Origin of the sequence: Pseudacidovorax sp. RU35E (assembly GCF_900156165.1) — a bacterium.
GTDB lineage: Bacteria > Pseudomonadota > Gammaproteobacteria > Burkholderiales > Burkholderiaceae_C > Xenophilus.
On sequence record NZ_FTMY01000011.1, the window covers coordinates 158,620 to 170,166 of the forward strand.

Here is an 11,547-nt window from a genome sequence, read left to right on the forward strand (position 1 = left end):
ACGCGGCCGCGGGCGGGGCGCCTGTCCGCCCCCGCGCGGTGCTCAGGGGCGCGCGGGCGCTGGCGTCGGAGCAGTCGGCGCGGCCGTTGCCGGCTGCGGTTGCGGGGCCACGTGCGTGGACGCGGGCGGCTTCGTCTCGACGGTCACATCCACCCGACGCACGGCCTGCGGCGGGTTGGGAAAGCCCTGCAGCGCCGCATGGAACATCACCGGCAGGATGCGGCGCGTGTCCGGGTAGGGGCCGTCGTTGCGGGCATGGGTTTCGTAGACCACCTGCCGGTCGGGCAGCGAGCGCATCACGATGGAGACCTCGCGGCCGTACCAGGTCTGGTTGGGCGGCATGGCGCCCGGGCCCCACCAGCCGCCACCGTACCAGCCGGGGCGGCCGTAGCCCAGACCCACGCCCCAGCGCGGACCCCAGCCTGGGCCCCAACCCGGACCATCGAACCACGGGTCGGCCCAGGGCGACAACTCAAGCTGCGAGCGGGCGCTCACCTGCACGGTGTAGCGCGGACTGGCGTCGTCGCGCCGCAATCCTGCTGCGGCCAGCGAGGGCTCGGCCAGGGTTTCCAGGTCGCTCTGGGCTGCGTCGTTCGCCTGCTGCGAGGGCAGGCGTTCGAAGCGGTAGGTGGCGCCCGGCGGAATGGGTGCCTTGGCATAGCTCTGGACGTTGTTGTCCACCACGTACGAGGTGGCGCAGCCCGCCAGGCCGACGGCCACGGCCGTCATGGCCGCCAGTTCGAGGAGTCGCAATGCGCGTCGCATGTCGTTGTCATCCCTGGGGCCGTTGGCCGACCCCTGTGTCGTTGTCGCATCGGCTGGACGCGCGGCCGCGCGTCGTGGCTGGAAGTCGGCGGGAAGCGCGCGTCAGCCGAGGCTGAACACCTGCACCGCCGAGGGCATCGCGGGCACGGGCGGCAACTCGGGCGGATCGAAGGCCCGGTCGCCGTCCTCGCTGGCCACGCCGGTCGGCTTCAGACCCTTGAAGTCGTGCAGGGTTCCGTCCAGCAGGTGCGAGGGGGCCACGCTCTGCAGGCTGTGCAGCATGTTCTCCAGCCGGCCCGGGTGCTTGCGCTCCCAGTCGCGCAGCATGTCGCCGACGACCTGGCGCTGCAGATTCTCCTGGCTGCCGCACAGGTTGCACGGAATGATGGGGAAGCCGCGGTGCTGGGCCCAGCGCACCAGATCCTTCTCGGCCACGTAGGCCAGCGGGCGGATCACCACATGCCGGCCGTCGTCGCTCACCAGCTTGGGCGGCATGGCCTTGAGCTTGGCGGCGAAGAACATGTTGAGGAAGAAGGTGGCCAGGATGTCGTCGCGGTGGTGGCCCAGCGCGATCTTGGTGGCGCCCAGCTCGTCGGCCACGCGGTACAGGATGCCCCGGCGCAGCCGCGAGCACAGGCCGCAGGTGGTCTTGCCCTCGGGCACCACACGCTTGACGATGCTGTAGGTGTCCTGTTCCTCGATGTGGAAGGGCACGCCCACCTGCTTCAGGTAGGCGGGCAGCACGTCCTCCGGAAAGCCGGGCTGCTTCTGATCCAGGTTGACGGCGATCAGCTCGAAGTTCACCGGCGCCCGGGCCTTGAGCTTGAGCAGGATGTCCAACATGCCGTAGCTGTCCTTGCCGCCCGAGAGGCATACCATGACCTTGTCGCCCTCTTCGATCATGTTGTAGTCGGTGATGGCGCGGCCGACCTCGCGGCACAGGCGCTTTTCGAGCTTGTGCGTCTCGCGCTCGATCTTCGCGGCGGCCTGGTGGCTGGCGGCGGCGGGTGCGGGGGCTTCGGGTTCGGTCCAGACGGCGTTCATGGCAGGGAAAAGAAGGTTGGGCGGCTCAGGCGTCTTGCAGCGCCAGCCACTGTTCGGGGGTGTAGGCGCGCACCGGGCTGCCGGCAAAGTCGCGCAGATTGCGGGTGACGATGGCAATGGCGCCGCAGGCCTGCGCAGCATGGGCCAGTACAGCGTCCTCGAAGTCGGTCATGGCGCTGTCCAGTGCCTGCTCCAGCACGCCGCGGTTGACCGGCGCGACGTCGAACAGGGTGAGCAGTTGGCCCACCACGCCGCGCGAGCCGTCGCGGCCGAGCTGTCGGCACGCCAGGTAGTCGATGGTGGTCACGGTGGTGGCGCACAGCAGCGCATGCAGCCCGGCTTTCTCGATCCGGTCGAAGACGCGCAGTGCCGGCTGGGCGAATTCGCCGCGCAGCAGCAATGCGTCCACGACCACGTTGGTGTCCACCAGCACGGTCATGGCGCGCGGTCTTCCAGGTACTTTCGCGCCAGGTAGTCGCCATAGTCCCGTTCGTCAGGGGCGGCATCCGTGCCGGCGCCATTGCCGGCGACCAACGCACCCCTCAGGCTGGCGGTGATCGGAGCGTAAGAGGTGTGGGCTGCATCGGTCGGCGCTTCTGGCCGTGCGCCCAGGGCGGCAAAGTAGTCGGCCACCAATTGCGACACCGAGCGCCCACGCGCCGCGGCATAGGACTTGGCGTTTTCGATCAGCCGCTCATCGAGACGGAGCGTGAGTTTGGTTTGCATGGCGTGAGACGTACAGGGGCGAAAAATTGTACGTCCATGCCAAGACCCTCACCACTGGCCGGTCTCGACGCGGATCGCTACCTCGCAGTCGTCGAAGATTTCGAGCTTGGCGATCTTCACGCGCACGCCCAGCACGCCGGGCAGCTGCATCAGTCGGCCTGCGACCTGGCCGATCAGGCTTTCCAGCAGGTTCACATGGTGCGCGGTGCACTCGTCGATGATGATCTTGCGCACCTTGCGGTAGTCGAGCACGTGGAAGATGTCGTCGTCCTGCGGCGCCAGCGGCTGCTGGCCCAGATTGAGTTCGGCATCGACCCGGATCGGCTGCGGCGCGGTCTTCTCGCTGTCGAGGATGCCCAGGTTGGCATCGAAGCGCAGGCCCGTGAGCGTCAGGCGCTGCTGGCCGAGGAGGGGAGCGGTCATGGCGGTGCTCGTCACATCAAGGAGAAGTCGCGGTCGAAGCGCATCAGGTGCTGGCCGCCATCGACCAGCAGCGTGGTGCCGGTCATCGAGTTGTTCTCGAGCGCGAAGCGCACCGTGGCCGCCACGTCCTGGGGCGTCGATGAGCGGCCCAGCGGCGACAGGCGGTGCAATTGCTGGAAGCGCTCGTCGCTCAGCATGTGGCTGGTGAGCGTGAGGCCGGGCGCCACGCCGACGACGCGCACGCGTGGTGCCAGGGCCAGCGCCAGCAGCGGCGTGGCGGCTTCCAGCGCGGCCTTCGACAGCGTGTAGCTCAGGAAGTCGGGGTTCGGATTCCACAGCTTCTGGTCCAGCAGGTGGACCACGGCGCCGTGGCCGTCGCGCTCGTCCAGGTGCTGGCGCAGGGCCTGTGCCAGCACGATGGCGGCGCCGGTGTTGCTGCGCAGATGGGCCTCCATCGCGGCATAGCCGAAGCTGGTGGCATCGTCGTGTTCGAAGCGCGAAGCGCTGTGCACCACGGCGTCGAGCCGGCCGAACTCGGCCACCACCTGGGGCACCATGGCGCGCACGGCGGCTTCATCTTCCAGCTCGGCGCTGATGATGGCGGCGCGACCCGAGAGGCGCGCGCAGTCGGCGGCGGTGGCCTGGGCCTCCTCGCGCGAGCTGCGGTAGTGCACCGCCACCTGCCAGCCGCCCGCCGCCAGGGCCAGGGCGATCTCGCGGCCGAGCCGGCGGCCGGCGCCGGTCACCAGCACGGTACGCGGTTCACTGGCAGGGGGAAGGGCACTCATGGATGGGGGGCGATGAAAGTGGAGCGAGCGTCCTGGTGGGCGCGGCAGGACGGCAAGTCCACCGGCGCCGGACCGCCCGCGCGTTGCAGGGAGAATGGGTGCCGTGAGCACCCCGACGACCCCGCCCAGTGTACCGACCGCCTCTTCCACCGCTTCCGCCTGTGCAACGCTGGTGAGGCGCGCGATCGAGCGGGACGGCGGCTGGCTGCCCTTCGACCGCTTCATGGCGCTGGCTCTCTACGCGCCTGGCCTCGGCTACTACGCGCACGGCAGCCGCAAGTTCGGTCACCTGCCGCAGTCCGGCAGCGACTTCGTGACGGCGCCCGAGCTGTCGCCGCTGTTCGGCCAGAGCCTGGCCGTCGCGGTCGCCGACGCCTTCGACCACACCGGCACCGACGAGGTCTGGGAATTCGGCGCCGGCAGCGGCGCGCTGGCCGCGCAGCTGCTGGAAAGCCTGGGCGAGCGCGTGGCGCGCTACACCATCGTCGACCTCTCCGGCGCCCTGCGTGCCCGCCAGCAGGAGCGTCTCGCGCCCTGGGCCGGCCGCGTGCGCTGGGTCGATGCGCTGCCCGATGCCATCGAAGGCGTGGTGGTCGGCAACGAGGTGCTGGACGCCATGCCGGTCCAGCTGCTGGTGCGGCGCGCCGGCCAGTGGCTGGAGCGCGGCGTGACCGTGCAACCCGACGGCACCTTCGGCTGGGATGACCGCCCGACCGCGTTGCGCCCGCCCGTCGAGCCCGAGGGCCCACAGGACTACCTGACCGAGGTGCATCCCCAGGCCCGCGCCTTCATCGCCACGCTGGCCGAGCGCCTCAAGCGCGGCGCCGCCTACTTCCTGGACTACGGCTTTCCCGAGTCCGAGTACTACCACCCCCAGCGCCACATGGGCACGCTGATGTGCCACCAGGCCCACCGCTCCGACGACAACCCGCTGGTGGCCGTGGGCGACAAGGACATCACCGCCCACGTCGACTTCACCGGCGTGGCCCTGGCCGGCCAGGACGCCGGCCTGGAGGTGCTGGGCTACACCAGCCAGGCGCGCTTCCTGCTCGACTGCGGCCTGCCCGAGCGCATGATGGCCGCGCCGCTGGCAGAGCGCGCGCTGGCCGCCCGCCTGATCCACGAGCACGAGATGGGCGAGCTGTTCAAGGTGATCGCCTTTGTCGCCGGCGAATCGTGGGATGCCGTCGGCTTCCGCCAGGGCGACCGCAGCCACACGCTCTAAGAGGCTGAGAGTCTTTTGTCCATGCCCGCCTTGCACGCCAAAACACCCCGGCTCGTCGTTGCAAATGCTCGCCATAGCCCGAGCTATGGCTGCGCTTTGCGCCTCGATCCGGGGCGTTTTGACGCGCCTTTCGGGCACGGCCAAAAAACGCTCAGCCTCTGACTCCTTTCCATTTCCATCGACCGCACTGCGCCTTCCCGCCTGCCATGAACGACCTGCTCCGTACCGCCCACGCCCTGGCCGATGCCGCCGCTGCCCAGTCCATGGCGCATTTCCGCCAGCCGCTGGACATCATCACCAAGGCCGACGAAAGCCCGGTCACGCTGGCCGACCGCGCCGCCGAGCAGGCCATGCGCGACATCCTGGCGCAGGCCCTGCCGCAGGACGGCATCTATGGCGAAGAGCACGGCCAGCAGAACCTGGACGCGGCGCGCGTGTGGGTGCTCGACCCGATCGACGGCACGCGCAGCTTCATCACCGGCTCGCCGCTGTGGGGCACGCTGATCGGCGCCCTCGAAGGCGGCCGCGTGGTGCTCGGCGTGGTCGACATGCCGGTGCTTGGCGAGCGCTGGGTGGGCCAGGACGGCGTGGCCTTGCGCAACGGCCAGCCGGTGCGCGTGCGCCACTGCACGCAGCTGGCCGACGCGCGCATCTTCACCACCTCGCCCGACATCTTCTCGGCCGCGGACTGGGCCGCCTTCGACCGCCTGAGCCGCCAGTGCGCCATGCGCCGATTCGGCGGCGACTGCTACAGCTATGCGCAGTTGGCCGGCGGCACCATCGACCTGGTGGTCGAGGCTGGCCTGCAGCCCTACGACTACCTGGGCCCCGCCGGCCTGGTGGAAGCCGCGGGCGGCGTGATCACCGACTGGGCGGGTCAGCCGCTGGGCCTGCATTCCGACGGCCGCGTCGTAGCCGCCGCCACGCCTGAGCTGCACCGACAGGCCCTCGCGGCCCTGGCCGGCTGAGCGAGCCGCAACCCGTCGCTCATGCTGCGCTGGCTGCTCGTCACCATGCTGGCCCTGCTGCTGCTGCAGGGCCTCACGGGCTGGCTGCGCAAGCTGGGCTTCGGCCGGCTGCCGGGCGATTTCGAATTCAAGCTCTTCGGCCGCGTGTGGCAGTTGCCCATCGCGAGCACCGTGGTCCTGAGCATGATCGCGGCCGGCGTGGCCCGCTTGCTCTGAGCGTCCTCTTCTCTTTCAACGATCCAAGGAAACCCCGCGCATGAAAGCCTGCGTCGACATCGGCGGCACCAAGGTGGCAGTGAGCCTGGCCCAAGCTGGCAGTACCGACCTGATCGCCCGGCAGAACGCGCCGACGGCCAAGACCGGCGACAACGAGGCCGTGGCGCGGCAGGTGATGCAGCTGATCGAGGCGGCCTGTGCCGAAGCCGGTGTGCCGGTGTCCAAGGTGGACCAGGTGGGCGTCTCGTCGGCCGGCCCCTTCGTGCTGCGGGACGGCGCCATCGCCCTGGCCACGCCCAACATCTGCGGCGGCCTGGCCGGCCCCGACCGCGGCCTGCCCAACGACTGGACCTTCGCCCCCATCGAGGCGCCGCTGGCCGCGCGCTTCGCCCGCGTGCGGGTGGAGAACGACGCCGTCGCCGCGCTGGAGGCCGAGCGCCGCTGGGGTGCGCTGCAGGGCCAGGACCACTGCGCCTACGTCACCTGGAGCACCGGCGTCGGCGTGGGCCTGTGCGTGGACGGCCGCACGCTGCGCGGCAAGAACGGCAACGCCGGCCATGCCGGCCACCTCTTCGTCAGCGACGACGACAACGACGCCCTGTGCGGCTGCGGCAACCGCGGCGACGTCGAATCGCTGGTGGCCGGCAATGCCATTGCCCGGCGCTTCGGCGTGGAGGCGGCCGAGCTCTTCGGCGCCGCGCAGCAGGGCGATGCCAAGGCGCTCGCCACCGTGGACGGCCTGTGCCGGGTGATGGGCCGGCTGCTCTACAACCTCACGGCCGCGCTGGACCTGTCGCGCATCAGCCTGGGCGGCAGCGTGTTCTGGCACAACCGCGACTTCCTGCTGCCGCGGCTGCAGTCGCAGCTGGACGGCCGGCTGCCGGCGCTGACCGACGGCGTGCAGCTCGTGGCCGCCGGCCTGGGCGACAAGGTCGGCGACTACGCGGCGCTGGCGCTGGTCGACTGAACGGCCGAACCGGCTGCACCGGGGCCGCGGGTCGTTGCCCGCGGTGCCAACCCGCTCCTCAACCGGCCGCGCCGTCGTCGGGTGGCGAAAACAGCGCCAGTACCTGCGCCTCGGTCAACACCGGCGTCTGGTTGGCCAGCGCGTAGAAGTCCGGCTTCTTGTCGATGTAGATCTGCTGCGTGATCTCGAAGTCCTCCGTCTCGAACAGCCCGGCCGGCACGAAGAACTCGCCCGTGGGCAGCAGCTTGTAGTACAGGTGCGAGCCGCACCGGGTGCAGAAGGCGCGCTCGGCCCAGTCCGACGAGGCGTAGACGCCGATCTGGTCGGCGCTTTCGAAGCGCACGCCGGTGCCGCAGTGCACCGCCAGCATCGGCCCGCCGCCGCCCCAGCGGCGGCAGTAGCCGCAATGGCAGGCGCCGATCTCGCGGGCGTCCGGGGCATCGACGCGCACGGCGCCGCAGAGGCATTGGCCTTTCATGGTCGTCCTTTCTGTGTGGGACGGCCCGGCGGATGCCGGCCGCCGCATGCCACTTTAGCGGTCGACGGCATCGGCCGGACCGATGCCCACAGCCTGCGTCGGTCGACTGTCAGGCGGCGCGCCGCGTGCGCGGTGTGGCGACGGCGTGCGCCAGCTCCCCCAGCCGCTTCAGGCCCGCGGCCAGCGCCGGCGACCAGGGCAGGCCACAGTTGATGCGCACATGCCCGTCGCAGCGCGCGCTGTTGGAGAACAGCGTGCCCGGCGCCACGAGGATGTGCTCGGCCAGCGCCGCGTCGAACAGGGCCTGGGCCTGCGTGCCGGGGGGCAGCTCCACCCACAGCTGCAGCCCGCCGGGCGGCAGGTTGATGCGCGTGCCGGCCGGAAAGTGCCCGGCGATGGCATCGGCCGTGCGCTCGCGCTGCAGCCGCAGCGTCTCGCGCAGGCGGCGCAGATGGCGGTCGTAGGCGCTGGTGGCCATGAACTCGCCCACGGCCCATTGCGACAGCTCCTCGTTCATCCGCGTCTGGGCGAACTTGAGCATCTCCACCCGCGCATGCCAGCGGCCGGCGTGGATCCAGCCCAGCCGCAGCCCGGGCGCCAGCACCTTGTGCATCGAGGCGCAATGGATCACGCCGCCGTCGGTGTCGAAGGACTGGACGGCGCGCGGCACGGCGTCCGCGTCCAGCAGCTCGCTGTAGGTGTCGTCCTCGATCAGCGCGGTGCCGTGCGCGCGGCACAGCTGAACCAGCCGCTGCTTGTGGGTGTCGGGCATGACGCTGCCCAGCGGGTTCTGCAGGTGCGGCACCACCACCACGGCCCGGATGCGCTCGTAGGTGCGCAGGGCCAACTCCAGCGCCTCCAGCGAGAGGCCGGTCTGCGGGCTGGTGGGAATCTCCAGTGCCCGCATGCCCAGGCTTTCGAGCGCCTGCAGCAGGCCGTAGAAGGTGGGCGATTCGACGGCCACCGTGTCGCCCGGCTGGGCAACGGCCCGCAGCGCCAGGTTGAGCGCCTCGATGCAGCCGTTGGTGGGCAGCACGTCCTCGGGCGCCAAGTGCATGCCGGCGCGCAGCGCACGCCGTGCCACCGCCTCGCGGAACGGGGTGCGGCTGCGCGAGGGCGAGGCCTGCGTCAGCAGCTGCGGCCGCTGGCGCAGGCTGCGCATCATGGCCGTGCGCAGGGCATCGGCCGGGTAGAGCTCGGGCGAGGCGCGGGCGGAAGACAGGTCCAGATGCACCTCGCCCCAGCGGCGGCGGGTGACGAAGTCCGACACGGTCTGGTGGATGCCGACGAACTGCGCCGGATCGGGTGGCCGGTCGGCCGCCGGCTCGTCCATGGGCACCATGGCCAGGCGGCGCGGCTGGCGCACGAAATAGCCCGAGCGCTCGCGCGCCTCGGCGAAGCCGTCGCCTTCGAGCGTGCGGCAGACCTGCAGCGCGGTGGACAGGCTCACGCCGTGCAGCTTCATCAGCTCGCGCAGGGATGGAAGGCGCTCGCCGGGCTGGAGCGTGCCGTCACGGATGGCCTGGGTGTAGTGCTGGGCCAGCTGGCGGTAGCGGGGCAGGGGGGACATGGCTGCGATGGTGCGTCGCCAGTGCGTATCGGAACAGATGCAGTTGGGCGGCGAATCGACCATAACAGAGGGCTTGCCGACGCCGCTGTTGCGGTCGATGTCCGCGCGGGGTGTGCCTGTTTTGCAGGCAGCGTCAGGCCTACGCTGGAGGCCACTTCAACGCACCGACCGAGGACCTTCCATGACCGCCCGCCCCGCCGCCTTTCCTGCCGCCGATCCGGCCCGCATCGCCCCGGGCGAATGCCTGCTGCTGCCGGTGAGCCGCGGCACGCTGCTCTTCGCCGTCGAAGGCCATGTGCGGGTGGTGGAGGCGCCGCGCTGGGTGGCGGAGCAGATGCTGGCCGTGTCCCAGAACCTGGCGCCCGGCCAGGCGCATCAGGTGGATGCGGAAGGCTGGGCGCAGGTGATGGCACTCGATGGCGCCGCGGCCCGTGTTGTGCGGCTGCCGCCGGAGGACGGATCGGGCTTCGTGGCTCGGCTCCAGGTGCTGTGGCGCGCCGCGACTGCGCGGCTGACGCGCCAGGCTGCGCTCGGTGCGCCGGGTGCGCTCAGATGAACATCCCGCCCGAGACTTCGACGCGCTGCGCCGTCATCCAGTGATTGCCCGGCCGCAGTAGCGCGGCCACGGCGCCGCCGATGTCGTCGGGCAGGCCCACGCGCCCCTGCGCGGTCTGGGCGGCGATGGCGGCGTTCATCTGCGCGTTGTCGCGCACGAGGCCGCCGCCGAAGTCGGTCTCGATGGCGCCCGGAGCAATCGTGTTCACCGCGATGCGGCGCGGGCCCAGTTCCTTTGCCAGGTAGCGTGTCAGCACCTCGATGCCGCCCTTCATGGTCGCGTAGGCCGCATAGCCAGGCAGAGAGAAGCGCGCCAGGCCCGAGGACACGTTCAGCACGTTGCCGCCGTCGGCCAGCAGCGGCAGCAGCGCCTGCGTGAGGAAGAAGGGGCCCTTCAGATGCGTGGCCATCAACTCGTCGAACTGCGCCTCGGTGGTGGCCTCGAAGCTGGCGTGGATGCCCATGCCGGCGTTGTTGAGCAGGATGTCGAACTGCGTGCGGCCCCAGGTGGCGGCGAGCGTTTCGCGCACGGCGGCGGCAAAGCCGGCGAAGGTGTCGGCCCGCGACACGTCCAGCGGCAGGGCCACGGCGAGTCGGCCCAGGGCCTGCACCTCGCGCACCACGGCCTCCGCCTCGTCGACGCGGCTGCGGTAGGTGATCAGCAGGTCCACGCCGTCGCGGGCGAGGTGCAGGGCGGCGCTCTTGCCCAGGCCGCGGCTGCCGCCGGTGATGAGGGCGAGGCGGGGCGTCGAAGCGGTGGCGGTGTTGGTCATGGCTGCTTCCTTGTGGGGAGAGGTGGATGGGATGACTGGCACTTTAAGAAGATGCAATGTCCGGAAAAAGCCGCAGAAAATGACTTCACTGTCTTTTCTGGGTGACCAATGGACCTCGATTCCTTGCGGGTGTATGTCCAGGTGGCCGAACTGGCCAGCTTCACCCGCGCCGCCGAGCGACTCGGCCTGACGCGGGCGCGCGTGTCGGCCGTCGTGCAGCAGCTCGAGGCGACGGTGGGCACCCGGCTGCTCCAGCGCACGACCCGCACGGTGCGCGTCACGCCCGATGGCGAAGCCTTCCTGGAGCGGGCGCAGGCGTTGCTGGCGGAGGCAGAGGACCTGCAGTCGCTGTTCAACCGCCAGCCGGGATCGTTGCGCGGGCGCATCCGTGCCGATGTGCCGCTGCAACTGGGCGCACGCGTGGTGCTGCCGAACCTGCCCGCCTTCCTGGCCGACCATCCATTGCTGGAGGTGGATCTGGGCAGCACCGACCGCCGGGTGGACCTGGTGCACGACGGCTTCGACTGCGTGCTGCGCGTCGGCGTGTTGCAGGAGTCGGGGTTGGTGGCGCGGCCGGTCGGGCAGATGGTGCAGGCCAACCTGGCCTCGCCCGCCTACCTGGCGAAGCACGGCCACCCGCGCAGCCTGGACGATCTGCGCCAGGGCCACCGGCTGGTGCGCTATTCCTCCCGACTGGCGGGCTGGCCGGCCTTGTGGGAGTACGAGGAGGCGGGTGAGCCGCGCAGCTTCGAGATGCCGGCCGTGATCACGGTCAACAACACGCTGGCCTACGAGGCCGCCTGCCGGGCCGGCCTGGGGCTGATCCAGGCGCCGGTGCTGGGCCACCGGGACGCGCTGGCGCGCGGAGAACTGGTGGAGGTGCTGCCCGAATGGCGCGCGCCGCCGCTGCCGATCACGCTGCTCTATGCGCACCGGCGGCAGGTGCCGCGCCGGCTGCAGGTCGTCATGGACTGGCTGGCCGGCCTAGTCGGCCGGGCCCTGGCCGAGGACGACGCGGCCCGGCGCCGCTGACCGCTCTGCGCGGCGCG

Annotated in this window: 15 protein-coding genes; 6 read left to right on the forward strand and 9 right to left on the reverse strand. The window is 70.9% G+C overall.

Annotated features, from left to right (window positions below):
• Positions 1 to 42: 42 nt before the first annotated feature.
• From BXA03_RS19785 to BXA03_RS19810, 6 genes are all read right to left on the reverse strand, one after another.
• Positions 43 to 765 (reverse strand): DUF4136 domain-containing protein, encoded by a 723-nt coding sequence (locus BXA03_RS19785; protein WP_076510911.1) that lies wholly within the window; start codon positions 763 to 765, stop codon positions 43 to 45.
• A gap of 102 nt (positions 766 to 867) precedes the next feature.
• Positions 868 to 1,809, reverse strand: coding sequence for a tRNA 2-thiocytidine(32) synthetase TtcA (ttcA, locus tag BXA03_RS19790; protein WP_076510912.1), 942 nt, complete (start codon positions 1,807 to 1,809; stop codon positions 868 to 870).
• 25 nt (positions 1,810 to 1,834) lie between these two features.
• The gene (locus BXA03_RS19795) at positions 1,835 to 2,248 is read right to left on the reverse strand and encodes a type II toxin-antitoxin system VapC family toxin (protein WP_076510913.1); all 414 of its coding nucleotides are present in this window, start codon (positions 2,246 to 2,248) and stop codon (positions 1,835 to 1,837) included.
• Complete coding sequence (locus tag BXA03_RS19800) at positions 2,245 to 2,535, reverse strand: DUF6364 family protein (protein WP_076510914.1); 291 nt, start codon at positions 2,533 to 2,535, stop codon at positions 2,245 to 2,247. The genes BXA03_RS19795 and BXA03_RS19800 overlap by 4 nt, the downstream gene beginning before the upstream one ends.
• 48 nt (positions 2,536 to 2,583) lie before the next feature.
• The gene (locus BXA03_RS19805; RefSeq protein ID WP_076510915.1) at positions 2,584 to 2,958 is read right to left on the reverse strand and encodes a dihydroneopterin aldolase; all 375 of its coding nucleotides are present in this window, start codon (positions 2,956 to 2,958) and stop codon (positions 2,584 to 2,586) included.
• 11 nt (positions 2,959 to 2,969) lie between these two features.
• The gene (locus BXA03_RS19810) at positions 2,970 to 3,746 is read right to left on the reverse strand and encodes an SDR family oxidoreductase (protein ID WP_076510916.1); all 777 of its coding nucleotides are present in this window, start codon (positions 3,744 to 3,746) and stop codon (positions 2,970 to 2,972) included.
• Between the two features lie 94 nt (positions 3,747 to 3,840).
• Between BXA03_RS19810 and BXA03_RS19815 the strand changes: the two genes are divergently transcribed.
• The 4 genes from BXA03_RS19815 (at position 3,841) to BXA03_RS19830 (ending at position 7,122) form a co-directional block, all read left to right on the forward strand.
• Positions 3,841 to 4,971, forward strand: coding sequence for a class I SAM-dependent methyltransferase (locus BXA03_RS19815; protein WP_076510917.1), 1,131 nt, complete (start codon positions 3,841 to 3,843; stop codon positions 4,969 to 4,971).
• 206 nt (positions 4,972 to 5,177) lie between these two features.
• The gene (gene hisN / locus BXA03_RS19820; protein ID WP_076510918.1) at positions 5,178 to 5,939 is read left to right on the forward strand and encodes a histidinol-phosphatase; all 762 of its coding nucleotides are present in this window, start codon (positions 5,178 to 5,180) and stop codon (positions 5,937 to 5,939) included.
• Positions 5,940 to 5,960: 21 nt separating this feature from the next.
• On the forward strand, positions 5,961 to 6,155 hold the full coding sequence (locus BXA03_RS19825) for a DUF2905 domain-containing protein (RefSeq protein ID WP_076510919.1): 195 nt from the start codon (positions 5,961 to 5,963) through the stop codon (positions 6,153 to 6,155).
• 40 nt (positions 6,156 to 6,195) lie between these two features.
• On the forward strand, positions 6,196 to 7,122 hold the full coding sequence (locus BXA03_RS19830) for an ROK family protein (protein WP_076510920.1): 927 nt from the start codon (positions 6,196 to 6,198) through the stop codon (positions 7,120 to 7,122).
• A 58-nt stretch (positions 7,123 to 7,180) separates the two neighbouring features.
• Here the strand turns inward: BXA03_RS19830 and BXA03_RS19835 are convergent, their stop codons facing one another.
• A complete protein-coding gene (locus tag BXA03_RS19835) occupies positions 7,181 to 7,600 on the reverse strand; it encodes a GFA family protein (RefSeq protein ID WP_076510921.1) in 420 nt (139 codons plus the stop codon).
• A gap of 109 nt (positions 7,601 to 7,709) precedes the next feature.
• Positions 7,710 to 9,170, reverse strand: coding sequence for an aminotransferase-like domain-containing protein (locus tag BXA03_RS19840; RefSeq protein WP_076510964.1), 1,461 nt, complete (start codon positions 9,168 to 9,170; stop codon positions 7,710 to 7,712).
• 181 nt (positions 9,171 to 9,351) lie between these two features.
• On the opposite strand from BXA03_RS19840, the gene BXA03_RS19845 reads away from it, so the two are divergent.
• Positions 9,352 to 9,726, forward strand: a complete 375-nt coding sequence (locus tag BXA03_RS19845) for a hypothetical protein (protein WP_076510922.1) — start codon at positions 9,352 to 9,354, stop codon at positions 9,724 to 9,726.
• On the opposite strand, the gene BXA03_RS19850 is transcribed toward BXA03_RS19845, so the two are convergent.
• Entirely contained in the window at positions 9,719 to 10,498 is a 780-nt protein-coding gene (locus tag BXA03_RS19850) for an SDR family NAD(P)-dependent oxidoreductase (protein WP_076510923.1), read from the reverse strand. The two genes, BXA03_RS19845 and BXA03_RS19850, sit on opposite strands and share 8 nt — an antisense overlap.
• A 108-nt stretch (positions 10,499 to 10,606) precedes the next feature.
• Between BXA03_RS19850 and BXA03_RS19855 the strand changes: the two genes are divergently transcribed.
• On the forward strand, positions 10,607 to 11,530 hold the full coding sequence (locus BXA03_RS19855; RefSeq protein ID WP_076510924.1) for a LysR family transcriptional regulator: 924 nt from the start codon (positions 10,607 to 10,609) through the stop codon (positions 11,528 to 11,530).
• Positions 11,531 to 11,547: the final 17 nt, after the last annotated feature.